At 67.8% G+C, this 14,618-nt stretch carries 14 protein-coding genes; 3 read left to right on the forward strand and 11 right to left on the reverse strand.

Annotated features, from left to right (window positions below):
- The first annotated feature begins 259 nt into the window (after positions 1–259).
- The gene (locus CAL11_RS00265; RefSeq protein WP_033467035.1) at positions 260–607 is read left to right on the forward strand and encodes a DUF1840 domain-containing protein; all 348 of its coding nucleotides are present in this window, start codon (positions 260–262) and stop codon (positions 605–607) included.
- Positions 608–697: 90 nt separating this feature from the next.
- Complete coding sequence (locus CAL11_RS00270; RefSeq protein ID WP_086091798.1) at positions 698–1,015, forward strand: hypothetical protein; 318 nt, start codon at positions 698–700, stop codon at positions 1,013–1,015.
- Between the two features lie 89 nt (positions 1,016–1,104).
- On the opposite strand, the gene CAL11_RS00275 is transcribed toward CAL11_RS00270, so the two are convergent.
- From CAL11_RS00275 to CAL11_RS00320, 10 genes are all read right to left on the reverse strand, one after another.
- Positions 1,105–1,905, reverse strand: coding sequence for a carbohydrate ABC transporter permease (locus CAL11_RS00275; protein WP_033466936.1), 801 nt, complete (start codon positions 1,903–1,905; stop codon positions 1,105–1,107).
- Positions 1,902–2,777 carry a carbohydrate ABC transporter permease gene (locus CAL11_RS00280; protein ID WP_033466934.1) on the reverse strand — a complete coding sequence of 292 codons (876 nt, stop codon included), beginning with the start codon at positions 2,775–2,777 and terminating at the stop codon, positions 1,902–1,904. Before CAL11_RS00280 ends, CAL11_RS00275 begins: the two co-directional genes overlap by 4 nt.
- A gap of 10 nt (positions 2,778–2,787) precedes the next feature.
- The gene (locus tag CAL11_RS00285; RefSeq protein WP_033466932.1) at positions 2,788–4,080 is read right to left on the reverse strand and encodes an ABC transporter substrate-binding protein; all 1,293 of its coding nucleotides are present in this window, start codon (positions 4,078–4,080) and stop codon (positions 2,788–2,790) included.
- A 42-nt stretch (positions 4,081–4,122) separates the two neighbouring features.
- A complete protein-coding gene (locus tag CAL11_RS00290; RefSeq protein ID WP_086091799.1) occupies positions 4,123–5,163 on the reverse strand; it encodes an ABC transporter ATP-binding protein in 1,041 nt (346 codons plus the stop codon).
- A gap of 105 nt (positions 5,164–5,268) precedes the next feature.
- Positions 5,269–6,090: a phosphodiesterase gene (locus tag CAL11_RS00295; RefSeq protein ID WP_033466928.1), complete on the reverse strand. Its 822-nt coding sequence runs from the start codon at positions 6,088–6,090 to the stop codon at positions 5,269–5,271.
- Between the two features lie 22 nt (positions 6,091–6,112).
- Positions 6,113–7,096 carry an ABC transporter ATP-binding protein gene (locus CAL11_RS00300; RefSeq protein ID WP_086091800.1) on the reverse strand — a complete coding sequence of 328 codons (984 nt, stop codon included), beginning with the start codon at positions 7,094–7,096 and terminating at the stop codon, positions 6,113–6,115.
- A complete protein-coding gene (locus CAL11_RS00305) occupies positions 7,093–7,926 on the reverse strand; it encodes an ABC transporter permease (protein WP_080699942.1) in 834 nt (277 codons plus the stop codon). The genes CAL11_RS00300 and CAL11_RS00305 overlap by 4 nt, the downstream gene beginning before the upstream one ends.
- Positions 7,927–7,937: 11 nt before the next feature.
- On the reverse strand, positions 7,938–8,753 hold the full coding sequence (locus CAL11_RS00310; RefSeq protein WP_033466922.1) for an ABC transporter permease: 816 nt from the start codon (positions 8,751–8,753) through the stop codon (positions 7,938–7,940).
- 1 nt (position 8,754) lies between these two features.
- Complete coding sequence (locus CAL11_RS00315) at positions 8,755–9,765, reverse strand: ABC transporter substrate-binding protein (RefSeq protein WP_003815914.1); 1,011 nt, start codon at positions 9,763–9,765, stop codon at positions 8,755–8,757.
- Positions 9,762–10,799: a LacI family DNA-binding transcriptional regulator gene (locus CAL11_RS00320; RefSeq protein WP_086091801.1), complete on the reverse strand. Its 1,038-nt coding sequence runs from the start codon at positions 10,797–10,799 to the stop codon at positions 9,762–9,764. Before CAL11_RS00320 ends, CAL11_RS00315 begins: the two co-directional genes overlap by 4 nt.
- Before the next feature lie 267 nt (positions 10,800–11,066).
- Between CAL11_RS00320 and CAL11_RS00325 the strand changes: the two genes are divergently transcribed.
- A complete protein-coding gene (locus tag CAL11_RS00325; RefSeq protein WP_086091802.1) occupies positions 11,067–12,350 on the forward strand; it encodes an amidase in 1,284 nt (427 codons plus the stop codon).
- 186 nt (positions 12,351–12,536) lie between these two features.
- Here CAL11_RS00325 and leuA read toward each other — a convergent pair whose 3' ends face one another.
- On the reverse strand, positions 12,537–14,243 hold the full coding sequence (gene leuA, locus CAL11_RS00330) for a 2-isopropylmalate synthase (RefSeq protein WP_033466914.1): 1,707 nt from the start codon (positions 14,241–14,243) through the stop codon (positions 12,537–12,539).
- Positions 14,244–14,618: the final 375 nt, after the last annotated feature.

Genomic DNA, 14,618 nt, shown 5'->3' on the forward strand with positions numbered 1-14,618 from the left:
CGGCAGGTCTGGCGCGCCGCGGGGCGGGCGGGCCCGCCGGGCGGCCGCCCTGGCGTCTGGCGGCGGTGTCCGCGCAAGCGGGACGGTCGGCGACGCGGGACGTACCGGCAGTCATGACGGTCATGGAAGATGCCTAGATCATAGCTGAATTGGGCTGCAATCCGGCCGTCCGTGATCGTATCGGGGTGTCGGGCCGTGCAGTTGGCAGCCCGCGCAGCTTGCGGTAGTGTATGAAATTATCCGTATGGGAGTCCGCAACATGCTCATTACATTCCACTCCAAGGTCGCGGCCGAGGTTCTCATGCGCACCGACGATGCCGCGCCCTTGCTGCGCGCCGCCGGCAAGAGCTTTCGCGACACCATTCCCGAGCGCGGCGTGTTCACCGCGGACCAGCTGCAATCGGCCATCACCGGGCTGGAGCGCGCCATTGCCGCCGCCGACCGCGGCCCGGCCGACGATGACGAGCCGCATCCCGACAAGGAACCGGTGCATCCGATCGAGCGCGCCGTGGGCCTGCACCAGCGCGCCTTTCCGCTGCTGGACATGATGAGGAAGACTGCCGCGGCCGGGGCCGACCTGACCTGGGAAGTCTCGCGCGGCTGGTAGCGCAATGTCGCAAGCCTGACATTTTCCACGCGGGTTCTTGCCCATACTGTGCGCGGGGATGTCCCCGCGCCGCCACCAGGAGATCCGTCGATGCGCAGCGAAGTGACCGTTGTTTTCGATGCCCGCCGCACCGTCGACCTGACCGTCGACGTCGAGCCCTCGGCGCAGGCGGCGGCCGCCGCGCGCGACTGGTTCGACAGCGCCTGGGAAATGCTGGGCTGTGAGCCGCTGCGCCCAAGCGGCAAGGTGCTGCTGCTGGACAAGATCCTGGGCGTGGCCGATGCGCTGGGCTACGACACCCTGTCGGGCGATGCCAAGGAAAGCCACGAGTTCGCCGAACAGGCCGCCCTGGCCCTGGGCAAGGGCCGCATCGTGGTGGACCTGCCCGGGCTGATGGTCGGCCATTGACCATACCCGGGAGCCTGTCCCCGCAGGGGGACTGGCTCCCGCAAACTTTGGGAGCCTGTGTCCGCAGGGGGACTGGCTCCCGTGCTCCTTCAGCGTATCCCCGCGCGCATGAACGACTGCACGAACTGGCGCTGGAACAGCAGGAACCCGACCAGCAATGGCGCGGCCGACAGCAGCGTGGCGGCGGTGATGACCGACCAGTCGATGCCCTGGTCGGTGGACGAGAACACCTGCAGGCCGACGGTGAGCGGGCGCGATTCGACCGAGTTGGTGATGATCAGCGGCCACAGGAAGTTGTTCCAGTGGTGGCTGACCGACACCAGGCCGTAGGCCACGTAGATGGGACGCGCCAGCGGCACGTAGACTTTCATGAGCACCTGCCAGGGGCTGGCGCCCTCGACCCGGGCAGCCTCCTCCAGTTCGCGCGGCACGGTCTTGAACGTCTGGCGCAGCAGGAAGATGCCGAAGGCCGAGGCGAAGTACGGCAATCCGACCGCGAACACCGTATCGCGCACCCCCAGCAGGCTCATCGAGCGGTAGTTCTCCACCAGCAGCACGTCCGGCATGACCATCAGCTGCAGCAGCACCAGCATGAACACGAAGTCGCGTCCGCGGAACTCGAAGCGCGCGAAGGCATAGCCCGCCAGCGTGGACAGCACCAGCTGCGCGGCCAGCACCATGGTCACCAGCAGGAAGGTGTTGAGGAAATAGCGCGGAAAAGGCGCGGCATGCCAGGCGCGCGCGAAGTTTTCCAGCGTCAGCGGGGCCAGCAGGTCGAAGCGCGTGGCGTAGGCCGGCGGATGAAACGCCGCCCAGGCCGCGTAGGCCAGCGGCAGTATCCACAGCAGGCCCAGCAGCCAGGCCCCGAGCGTATCCAGCTTGCGGTTCATTGATAGTGTGTCCTGCGGTCCAGCCAGCGGAACTTGATGAGCGCGGTGGCCGCCAGCACGGCAAGCAGCACCACGGTCAGCGTGGCCGCGTAGGCGGTGTCCCAGAAGCTGAAGCCGACCTGGTAGATGTAGAACAGCAGCAGCGTGCTGGCGTTATCGGGGCCGCCGCGCGTCATGACCACGACGTGGTCGACCAGCCGGAACGCATTGATCAGCGCGTTGACCAGCACGAACAATGTCGTCGGCATCAACAGCGGCCACAGCACCCGCCGGAAATACTGCCAGCGCGAAGCGCCTTCGAGCATGGCGGCCTCGCGCAGCGAGGGCGACACGGTCTGCAGCGCGGCCAGGTAGAAGATCATGAAAAAACCCGACTCCTTCCACACGGTCACCATCATCAGCGCCGGCAAGGCGGTGTCGCGGTTGCCCAGCCAGTTCGGGCCGGCCAGGCCGAACCACTGCATGACTTGCGCGATCAGTCCGTACTGCGGCGTGTAGAAGAACAGCCAGATGTTGGCCACCGCCACCATGGGCAGCACGGTGGGCGTGAAGTACGCCATGCGCAGGAAGCCGCGGCCGTGCAGCTTGCCGTTGACCCACAGCGCCATGACCAGCGCGATGGCGATCGAGGTCGGTATGGTGCCCAGCGCGAACCACAGGTTGTTCCACAGCGATTGCCAGAACACCGGATCGTCGCGCAGCAGCGCGTAGTTCTCCAGCCCCACGAAGCGCGCCGGCCTGCTCCCCTTGGGGGTGGAGAAGAAGCTGTGCCACAGCGTGGCCAGCGCCGGGTAGTGGGTGAAGGCGGCCAGCAGGACGACGGCTGGCAGCAACAGCAGCCAGCCGTACACCGCTTGCGTCGTGCGGCTCATGCGCTGCGCGTCACTTGTACGAGCGCAGTACGCGATCGGCTTCGCGCTGCGCGTCCGTCAGGGCCTGCTGCGGCGTCTTGGAGCCGGTCAGCGCGGCCTGCAGCGCATCGTTGAGCACCTTGGTCACGCGCTGGTTCTCGTGGGTGGAGAACTCGGCCACGCTGACTTCCAGCTGGTCGCGCGCCACCGTGGCCGCCGGCACCTCCTCGGCGTACTTCTTCATGCGCTCGGTCTGCCAGGCAGCGGGCGTCACCGCCACGTAGCCGGTGGCGATGCTCCAGTCGGCGGCGCGCTCGGGCGTGGTGGCCCACTGGGCGAACTTCAGCGCGGCCTGCTGTTGCGCCGGCGTGCCGCTCTTGAAGATGTAGAAGTTGCCGCCGCCGGTGGGGCTGCCGCCGCGCTTTTTCTTGGGCATCATCGCCACGCCGAACGGGAAGTCGGCGTTCTTGCGGATGTTGGTGAGATTGCCCGTGGTGGTCCAGACGATGGCGGCCTTCTTCTCGAGGAAGTCCTTGGGCGTGGTGCCCCAGTCGATGGTGCCCTTGGGCATGACGCCGTGCTTGACCGACAGGTCCTGCCAGAACTGCGCCGCCTCGACCACGGCCGGCTTGTCCAGGTACACCTGGCTGCCTTCCTCGTTCATGAGGATGGCGTCATTGGGCGTGGTCAGCGCCTGGAACAGCCAATAGGCGAAGGCGCCGCCCGACGGGATCTTGACGCCCCACTGCGACACGTTGCCGTTGGCGTCCTTCTTGGTCAGCTTCTTGCCGTACTCGACCAGCTCGTCCCAGGTGGCCGGCGCGCGCTCGGGATCCAGGCCGGCTTGCTTGAACAGGTCCTTGTTGTAGTACATGACGATGGTCGAGCGCTGGAACGGCACGCCCCATACGTGGCCGCCGGTGCGGCTGTTCTGCATGAAGGCGTCGTAGAAACCGCCCAGCCATTTCTTGTCCGCGTCGCTCTTGGCCAGGCCGTCGATGGGCACGATGGCGTCTTCGTCGATCAACGTGAACATGTCGGTCGACAGCAGCACGGCCAGCTGCGGCGGCGTGCCGCCCTTCAACGCGGTCAGGGCCTTGGCGATCGAATCCTGGTAGGTGCCGGCGTAGATGGGCTTGATGCGGATGTCGGGGTTCTCCTTGTGGAAATCCGCCACCATGTCGTCGACGATCTTGGTGATGGGGCCGCCCACGGCCACCGGATAGTAGAACTCGACTTCGACGGGCTGTTGCGCCTGCGCCGGCAGCGCCAGGAAGGCGCCGGCCAGGCCGGCGGCGAGGGTTTTGAGAACTAGGCGTCGCATGGGGGCTTTCCTAAAAAATCGGCGCGCTGTGCGTCCGGAGGTTCACAGAACCGCCGCGTCGGCGGCGAAGAAATGCTGTCGTTCGTCGGGCCAGGCCAGGCCGACCGTCGTGCCCGGCGCGCTGCGCAGGTGGCCATTGACCCGCACCGCCACGCCGCCGCACGAGCCCAGGCGGCATACCGCCACCGAATCGGCGCCGAAATACTCCACGCTTTCGATGACGGCCGGCACGCCGTCGGCCTCGATGCGGATGTGCTCGGGCCGCAGGCCCAGCGTGGCGGCGCCGGCCGGCGCGTTCGCCAGGGCCGGCCCCTGGGTGCCGGCGATGACGGGCCGGCCGTCGTGCGCGTCCAGCGCGATGAGGTTCATGGGGGGCGTGCCGATGAAGCGCGCCGCGAATTCGGTGGCCGGCCGCGCGTACAGGCCGTCCGGCGTGTCGAGCTGCTCGATGCGCCCGCCGCGCATCAGCACCACCTGGTCGGCCATGCTCATGGCTTCGGTCTGGTCGTGCGTGACATACACCATGGTGATGCCCAGTTCCTGCTGCAGCGCGCGGATTTCGCGCCGCATGTCATGGCGCAGCTGCGCATCCAGGTTCGAGAGCGGCTCGTCCATCAGGCATACCGGCGCCTCCGAGATCACCGCGCGGCCCAGCGCCACGCGCTGCTGCTGGCCGCCCGACAACTGGGCCGGCTTGCGGTCCAGCAAGGCCTGCAGGCCCAGCAGGCCGGCCACGCGCGCAAGCCGCCGTTCGTGGTCGCGCGCGGGCTCCTTGCGCACCTTCAGGCCGAACAGGATGTTCTCGCGCACGCTCAGGTGCGGAAACAGCGCATACGACTGGAACACCATCGAGATGCGCCGCTTGGCCGGCGGCAGGTCGGTGACGTCGCGGTCGCCGATGCGGATACGGCCGGAGGTGGGCGTATCCAGCCCGGCGATCATGCGCAGCGTGGTCGACTTGCCGCATCCCGAGGGGCCGAGCAGCACGGTGAAGCTGCCGGCCGGCGCCGTGAAGCTGACGCCGGAGATCGCGGCGGCTTCGCCGTATTGCTTGGTGAGGTCGTCCAGAACGAGATGAGACATGCCAATTCTTGTTTGTTGCGCGGAAGCTCAATTCTGGCCGCAAATGAAATCCTTTTCATTCTGCGGTGCAAACATGACGCCGCCATGTCAGCGGCGGCGTCCGTTTCATTCGTCGATCAGCTCGCCGCCCTCGTGGAACGGATACGGCCCCGGATAGCTCTCGATATAGGCGTGGTGCGTCACGAGCGCGCCGTCGCGCCATTCGTGCAGGTGAAAGCCCGGCGGCTCCATGACGAACGCGGACGGACCGTCGGGCCGCAGATCCAGCGCGACCTGGTGGGCCGGGCTGGGACAGGTGGAAGCGATCGTGCCGCCGAAACGCTGGAAAATGGTGCGGTGCAAATGGCCGCACATGACGCGTTCGACGTTGGAATGGCGTGCGAGCAGGGCTTCCAGCTCGCGCGCGCCGGCCAGCAGCCCGATGGCATCCATGTGGGCGATGCCGGTGCGAAACGGCGGATGGTGCATCACGACGACGGTCGGGCGGCCGGGCTGTTCGGCCAGCCGCTGCGCCAGCCATTGCAGGCGGCGTTCGCACAATGCCCCATGGCTTTGTTGCGGCACCACCGTGTCGAGCACGATGAAGCGCAGCGGGTGCTCCTCGATGGTGTATTGCACGAACTCGCCGGCCTCGCGCAAGTAAGGGTGGTCGGCGAAGGTGGCGGCCAGCTGGACGCGGTCGTCATGGTTGCCCGGCAGCACATGGTAAGGCGCGCGCAGCGCGTCGAGCATCTGCTTGAGGTGCGCGTATTCCTGCGGCCGCCCGAAGTCGGTCAGGTCGCCGCTGACGATGACCAGATCGGGCGCCGGATCCAGGCGGTTGAGCGCCGCCACGGCGGGCGGCAGGTAGCGGTCGGTCTCGACCACGCGATAGGCCTTCTGGCCCGGCATGCGGATGTGCAGGTCGCTGATTTGGGCGATGAGCATGGCGTTCGATGTTCCAGGAAATTCAATGGGCCGCCAGCACCACGCTGACGGATTGGCCGGTCTGATAGGCGCTGTCGGGCGCCGCGATGGCGGCGAACTGCTGGCCGTCGTCGAGGCCGATTTCGTAGCGTACCGAGCCGCCCAGGAAGAAGCGGGCCAGCACGCGCGCGTGCAGCGCGCCATCGCACGGCGCCTGCAGGCGGGCGTGATGCGGGCGGAATGCGAGCGCTTCGTCGCCGGCCACCAGCAGGCCGTCGCGCGTGGCCGCGCGCACGCGGCACAGCGTGCCCAGGAACTCGCCGACGAAATCGGTGGCGGGCGCGCGGTACAGCGTTTCGGCATGGCCGATCTGTTCCAGCCGGCCCGCCGACATGACCGCGATGCGATCGCCCAGCATCATGGCCTCGTCCTGGTCATGCGTGACGATGATGGTGGTGATGTCCAGCCCGCGCAGCATCTGCGCCAGCTCGACGCGCAGGTGCTCGCGCAGCTTGGCGTCCAGCGCGGTCAGCGGTTCGTCCAGCAGCAGCACGCGCGGCTCGATGGCCAGTGCGCGCGCCAGCGCCACGCGCTGGCGCTGGCCGCCGGAAAGCTGCGAGATGCGGCGTCCGGCCAGGGCCTGCAGCTGCACCAGCTCCAGCATCTGCCGCACGCGCGCGGTGCGCGCCTCCTCGGCCATGCCGCGCACGCGCAATCCGTAGCCGACGTTGTCGGCCACCGTCATGTTGGGAAACAGCGCATAGCTCTGGAACACCACGCCGACCCCGCGCGCTTCCGGGGCGAGCGCGGTGACGTCTTCGTCGCCATAGAGGATGCGGGTGCCGGCGTCGGGCTGCTCCAGGCCGCAGATCAGCCGCAGCAGCGTGGTCTTGCCGCAGCCCGAGGGCCCCAGCAGCGCGAGAATCTCGCCGCCCGGAATGTGCAGGTCCAGCGCCTGCAGCGCGCGCGAGCCGTCCGGCCAGGTCTTGGCGCAGTTTTCCAGCGTGATCGATACAGAGGCGCTCATGTTGCGGTCTTCTCGTTGGTAATGGGAGCATTGGTGGCATTGCGTTCGCCGCGGGCGGCCAGCCATTGCAGGCCGACCAGCAGCGGCATCAGCATCAGCAGGAACACCAGGGTGTAGGCCGAGGCGATTTCCAGCCGCATGGACGCGTAGCTGTCGGCCAGGCCGACCGGCAGCGTCTTGGTCAACGGCGTATGCAGCAGCCAGGTCAGATTGAATTCGCCGATAGACAGCGTCAGCACGGTCAGCGCGCCGGTCACGATGCCCGGCGCCGCGTTGGGCACGACCACGGTCAGGAAGCGGCGCAGCCGGGACGCGCCGAGCGTGGCGGCGGCTTCGTCCAGTGTGGCGAGATCGGCGCCGGCCATGCTGGCGCGGGTGGCCCGCACCATGAAGGGCAGCGTGAAGAGCACGTGGCCGATCACGATGAACCAGATGCTGCCGCGCAGGCCGCTGACCGTGCCCCAGGACACGATCAGCGCCAGCGCCGAGGCCAGCCCCGGCACGGCCACCGGCAGGGTCAGCAGCTCTTCGAGCGCGCGCGCCATCCGGCCGTGGTGCAGCGTGAGGACCCAGGCCGCCGGCACGCCGGTCACCGTACACACCAGCAGGGTCAGCAGCGCCACGGCGAACGAGCGCCAGATCGTATCAGCGTACAGGTCCCAGACTTCGATCACCCAGCGCAGGGTCAGGCCGCTTTCCAGGCCCACGAAGTAGTTGCGCGTCAGGCCGGCCAGCACGGACAGCACCACCGGGCCGATCAGGAACGCGGCGACCGCCAGCGTGACGGTCAGGCCCAGGCGGGCGTCGGTCTTGGAGTACATCGCGGACATGCCGGCCTCCCTCAAGCGCCCGCGCCGGCGCGCGCGCCGGCCAGGCTGTGCGCGGCATACAGCACCGCCCAGGTTGCCAGGCCCAGCACGATCGACAGCGCCGCCGCCACCGGAATATTGGCGTAGTTGGTGAATTCGTTATAGATCGTCAAAGGCAGCACGTCGATCTGCGTGGCCAGCGTGAACGCCGTGCCGAAAGCCCCCATGCTGGTGGCGAAGCTCATGGCGCCGGCGCCCAGCAGCGCGGGCGTGAGCGCGGGCAGCTCGATATCGACGAAGCGGCGCCACGGCCGCGCGCCCAGCGTGCGGGCCGCCTCCAGCAGGCTGACGTCGATCTGCTGCGCCGCCGCGGAAATCATGCCGATGGTGCGCGGCAGCGAAAAATACAGGTAGCCCAGGAACAGCCCGCCCATGCCGTAGGCGAACACCATGGGCTCGCCGGTCATCCATTCGGTCAGCGAGCCGATGACGCCCTGCCGGCCGGCCAGCAGGATGATCAGAAAGCCCACCACCACGCCGGGAAACGCCAGCGGAAACATCAGCAGCGCCACCAGCGCGCGGCGTCCCGGGAACTCGCGGTGCCAGGCCAGGAAGCGGCCGATCGGCAGCGACAGTAACAGCGTGGCCAGCGTCGCGACCAGCGACAGCGTCACGGTATTGAACAGGCTGCGCCAGTATTGCGGGCTGGTGACCACGATGTAATACGCCGAGTGACCCTCCTTGACGGTGGCGCCGGTCAGCGCCAGGCTGGCCATGGGCAGCAGCCAGAAGGCGAGGAACAGCGCCGCGGCCGGCGCGGCGAACAACAGCCATCCGCGGCGCCGCATATCAGTTCACCTCTTTGGCGTAGCGTTCGGAGAAGCCGCGCTGGGCCGCCGACATCTTCACGTAGTCCACCGTGCCGGCGCGCGCGTATTCGCTGGCGGGCAGGAACTTCTTCTGCGCCTCGGCCGAGATCGCCTCGGCGCGGACCGGGCGCAGGAAGGCATTGGCCCAGATGGCCTGGCCGCGCTCGGACAGCGTGAAGTCCAGCACCTTGCGGCCGTTGTCCGCATGCGGCGCGTTGGCCACCAGGCTCATCACGTACGGGACGGCGATGGTGCCTTCGGCCGGGATGACGAAGTCGACGTTGGCCTCGTCCTTGTACTTGGCGCGATAGGCGTTGAAGTCATAGTCGATCAGGATCGGGATTTCGCCCGACAGTACGCGCGCATAGGCGGTCTGCTTGGGCACGATGGGCCGGTTGGCGCGCATCTTCTTGAACCAGTCGATGGCGGGGTCGAAGTTGTCCAGCGTGCCGCCCAGCGCGCGGTTCAGCGCCACGGCGCCGACGTAGCCGACGAAGGCCGAGGCCGGGTCCAGGTAGCCCACCATGCCGCGGTACTCGGGTTTTTGCAGGTCGGCCCACGACTTGGGCACCGGCTTGCCGCGCAAGGCGTCGACATTGACCATGAAGCCCAGCGTGCCGGAATGGATGGCGAACCACTTGCCATCGGGGTCCTTCATGCCGTCGGGGATCGCGTCCCAATGCGCGGGCTTGTAGCTTTGCACCAGGCCATCCTTGTCGGCCTGGATGCCGAACGTGACGCCGTAGTACACCACGTCGGCCACGGGATTGGCCTTTTCGGCGGCGATCGATGCCAATGCCTGCCCCGAGTTCTTGTTGTCGCCTGGCACCGTAATGCCGGTGGCTTCCTTGATGGCCTTGAGTTGCGTGGCCCAGTCGGCCCATTCGGGCGGACAGTTGTAGCAGATGGCGTTCTGCGCCTGGGCGGCGCCGGCGCCGATCGCCAACGCCAGCAGCGTGCCGCGCAACGCGGCCTGGATGATGCGTTTCATGGTGAGGGTTCCTCTTCGGGGCGTGGGGCGGCGGCAACGGTGCCGCCGGGGAAGATGCGATAGGGCAGGCGCGCCGATTCGATCGGCACGCCCTGTTCCATGTGGGCCAGCAGCCGGGCGCACGCGGCCGCGCCGATGTCGCGGCTCGGTTGCGCGACGGTGCACAGCGTGGGCACCATCAATGCGCCGATCGCCACGCCGTCGAACCCGCACACCGAGATGTCGCGCGGCACGCGCAGGCCCAGTTCGACCAGGTGCGCGATGACGGCGGTGGCCAGCAGATCGTTGGAGCAGAACAGCGCGGTAGGGGCATGGGCGGCGCGCACGGCCTGCCGCAGGGTGGGCAGGTCCGAGGCGGTGTGCGTGGGCATGGCCAGGTGCGCCACCGGCTCCAGCCCCAGCGCGCGGGCCGCGGCGCGCGCGCCTTCGAGGCGGCGCCGCGCCCGGTCCGAGGCGGCCAGCGGCCCGGTCACCAGCGCGATGCGGCGGTGGCCCAGATCGGCCAGGCGCTGCACCATGTCGCGCGCGGCGGCGCGGTTGTCGACCGATACGAAAGGGTGCGACCCCGATTCGTTATAGGCCAGCACATGCGGCACCTGCGCCTGTTCGAGGGCTTGCAGCGTGGCATTGCGGGCAGGGTTGCCGACGGTCAGGATCAGGCCGTCGATCTGATGGTCGATCAGCGCCTGCACGGCGTCGGCTTCGATCGCCGGCTGGTAGCTGGTCGTCGCCATCATCACGCTGTAGCCGGCGCGGCGCGCATACTGCTCGGCGCCCTCGAAGCAATCGGCGAAGACCGGGTTGGTCAGGGTGGGCAGCAGCAGGCCGATGGTGCGCGAGCGGCCGGCGCGCAGGCTGCGGCCGACGCGGTTGGGCCGGAAACCGCTGCGCTGCGCGACCGCTTCGATGTGCGCGAGCGTATCGGGCTTGAGCAGCGCGGGCTGGTTGAAGGCGCGCGATACCGTGGCGGGAGACACGCCTGCCTTGCGGGCGATCTCGATGATGGATGGTCGGCCTGGCGGCTTGCGGCTCACGGCTTGCCTCGCGAGGAATTGTCACGATGAAAACGATTTCATTCTAGGCATGCAGCATGACAACGATGTGTCACGGCGCCACCTTAGTCGAAATTTCCCGAAGCGCCAACGATATTGCATCGTGCAGTGCCGCAAGTTTTGCGCCACGCGCCGGGTTGCTTCTACACTCGAAGCGCGGCGCGCGCGTTCCGAAAACAAATATTGCGGCGCCGCGCATGTTGCAATCCGAGTCGTGCATAAAGACATCATTGGGGAATGGGGGTAGCGATGAACCTGAATCGCATCAGCGCGTCCGAAGCCGCGCGCTTGCTGAACCGGCGTGACCTGACGGCCGAGCAATTGGCGCGCGCCTGTCTGGCGCGCATCGAGCAGCGCGAGCCGGAAGTCCAGGCCTGGACCGCGCTGCGTCCGGATGCCGTGCTGGCCGCCGCGCGCGAACTCGACCGCGGCCCCGTACGCGGCGTGCTGCACGGCCTGCCGCTGGGCGTGAAGGATATGTTCGACACCGTCGATTTGCCCACCGCCTATGGCTCCGGCATCTACCAATCGCATCAGCCGCGCGCCGACGCCGCCGCGGTCGCGCTGTGTCGCGACGCGGGCGCGCTGGTGCTGGGCAAGACGGCCACCACCGAGTTCGCCACCTACCATCCCGGTCCCACGCGCAATCCGCGCAACACGGCCTATACGCCGGGCGGTTCGTCCAGCGGGTCGGCCGCGGCCGTGGCCGACGACATGGTGCCGCTGGCGCTGGGCACGCAAACCGCCGGCTCGGTGATACGGCCGGCCGCGTACTGCGGCGTGGTGGGCTACAAGCCCAGCTTCGGGCGCATTTCGCGCGCCGGCCTGAAATCGCTGGCCGAAACGCTCGATACCGTGGGCATGTTCGCGCGCAGCATCGACGACGTGGCCTTGCTGGCCTCGGTGTTGATGCGCGATGCGCGGCTGCGCGAGTTGCGCTACGACGGCGCGCCGCGCGTGGCCATGTTTCGCAGCCCGCAATGGCGCCATACCCTGCCCGAAACGCGCGCAGCGTTCGAGCGCGCCGCGCGTGCGCTTTCGCAGGCTGGCGCTGTCGTGGAGGAGCTGGCGCCGCCGCCCAACGAGGATTGCGGGCTGGTGCAGCTGCATAGCGACGTGATGGCCTACGAGGCCGCGCAGGCGCTGGCTTTCGAGCGCATCCGCCACCCATCGCAATTGAGCACCAAGCTGGCGGCGATGCTGGAGGCCGGCGCCGCGCTGACCGCCGAGCAATACCTGGCCCACCTGGCGCAGGCGGGGCAGGCGCGCGCGAAAGTGGCCGAATGGCTACGTCGCTACGACGTGCTGCTGGCGCCCAGCGCCACCGGGGAGGCGCCGTTCTATGACCAGGGCACCGGCGATCCGCTGTTCTGCCGGGCCTGGACCTTGTTCGGCGTGCCGTGCGTGCACCTGCCGTTCGCGCAAGGGCCGCAGGGCTTGCCGGTGGGATTGCAGGTCGTGGGCGGGTTTCGCGACGATCAGCGCCTGCTGGCGATCGCGCGCTGGATATACGGGGTGTTGGCGGCGGATTGACGCCAGCGGGCGGGAGCCTGCCTCCACGGGAGGCAGGCCGGGGGTCGGCAGGCGCCAGTCCCCACAGGGACCGATACCATCCTGGCAGTCAACCGTTCATGGCCTGCGACGGTGTGCCTGTCCCAGTGGGGACAGGCACACGCTGCCGCAGATGTCAGTCCCGATGCGGGACTGGCGCCCGAGGGGTCAGGCTGCGACGGCTTGCGCTTCGGTGGCTTGCTCGGTGGCGTTGTGATGGCGGTTGACGGCGCTCAGCACGGCCTTGAAGGAGGCGGTGACGATGTCGCGGTCGATGCCTACGCCGAAGCCGGTGGGCGAATCGCCGACGCGCATTTCCACGTAGCAGGCGGCGCGGGTGTCGGTGCCGGTGCCGATGGCGTGCTCGTGGTAGTCCATGATGCGCACGGGCACGTCCAGCGCCGCCACGAAGGCCGAGATCGCGCCGTCGCCGCTACCCTTCACGATGCGGCGCTCGCCGTTGAAGCTGAGCTCGGCTTCGATGCTGAAGTGCTTGCCCTCGCCGGCCGACGGATCGCCATCGATACGGTGGCGGACCAGCTGCCAGGGCTGCTGCTGCGCCAGGTATTCGCTGTCGAAGATCGTGTAGACGTCGTCCGAGGACACCTCGCGACCGGTTTCGTCGGTAACGCGCTGGATGGCGCGGCTGAATTCGATCTGCAGGCGGCGCGGCAGAACCAGGCCGTGCTCCTGTTCGAGCAGGTACGACACCCCGCCCTTGCCCGACTGGCTGTTGACGCGAATGACGGCGTCATAGCTGCGGCCCAGGTCGGCCGGGTCGATCGGCAGGTAGGGCACTTCCCAGGGGGCGTCGGCCTGTTGCTGCGCGAAGCCCTTCTTGATGGCGTCCTGGTGCGAGCCGGAGAAGGCGGTGAAGACCAGGTCGCCGGCGTACGGATGGCGCGGATGGACCGGCAACTGGTTGCAGTACTCGGCGCAGCGGCGGACTTCGTCGATGTCGGAGAAGTCCAGGCCGGGGTGCACGCCTTGCGTATAGAGGTTGAGCGCCAGCGTGACCAGGTCGACGTTGCCGGTGCGTTCGCCGCTGCCGAACAGGCAGCCTTCGATGCGGTCGGCGCCCGCCATCACGGCGAATTCGGCGGCCGCCACGGCGGTGCCGCGGTCATTGTGCGGGTGCACGCTCAACACGATGCTGTCGCGGCGCGTGAGGTTCTTGTGCATCCACTCGATCTGGTCGGCGTACATGTTGGGCGATGTCGCCTCGATGGTGGCCGGCAGGTTGAGCACCATCTTGCGCTGCGGCGTGGCGTCCCACTCCTCGGCCACCGCGTTGGAGACGTCGAGCGCGAATTCGGGTTCGGTGGTGCTGAACACTTCGGGCGAGTACTCGTAGCGCCATTGCGTTTGCGGGTACTTCGCCATGTACTGTTTGACCATGCGCGTGCCGGTGACCGCGATGTTCTTGATCTCGTCGCGGCTCATGTTGAACACGATCTTGCGGAAAGCCGGGGCGCAGGCGTTGTACAGGTGGATCATGGCCTGCCTGGCGCCAGCGGCTGCCTCGACGGTGCGGCTGATGAGATCCTCGCGCGACTGGGTCAGGACGATGATGGTGACATCGTCCGGGATGCGTTTCTCATCGATCAGCTTGCGCACGAAGTCGAAGTCGGTCTGCGATGCCGACGGGAAGCCCACTTCGATTTCCTTGAAGCCGATCTTCACCAGTTGCTCGAAAAAGCGCACCTTGCGTTCGACGCTCATGGGCTCGATCAGCGACTGGTTGCCGTCGCGCAAGTCGGTGCTCATCCAGATGGGCGGCTGGGTGATGCGGCGGCTGGGCCAGGTGCGCTCGGCGAAGTCGCGCGCAAAGGGTTGGAACGGTACGTATTTGGTAGCGGGGTTGGCGAGCATCATCAGTACACCTCGATCGGTTTCTTGTGAATCCCGTAGAGCCAGCGGTAACTGCGTCGGCCATGGTGACGGCCGTGCATGGGGCTGGCCCACTGCTTTGCGTTGGTCGTTTCGCGGGCAGTTTGGCCGTGAACCGGCCGGATTCAGTTTAGTAAAACGGGGGAAAACGCGTGTGGCGAGCGTACGGCTGCCGAGCTACCACGGGGCACTAGGCCCGGCAACCGATCGGTAGGCGTAGTAGCGATAGGGCGATGGGGGACACCGCGGGGCGCAGGCCGGCCACGGCCGCATTGGAGCGGTCGTTGGCAATCGCGAGGAGGGTGCGTTGAGCGGCCATAACCTATAGTCAAACACATTTCCCGGCGCAGCGCAAATGGA

This window comes from Bordetella genomosp. 6, assembly GCF_002119705.1.
Classification (GTDB): Bacteria; Pseudomonadota; Gammaproteobacteria; order Burkholderiales; family Burkholderiaceae_B; genus Bordetella; species Bordetella bronchiseptica_F.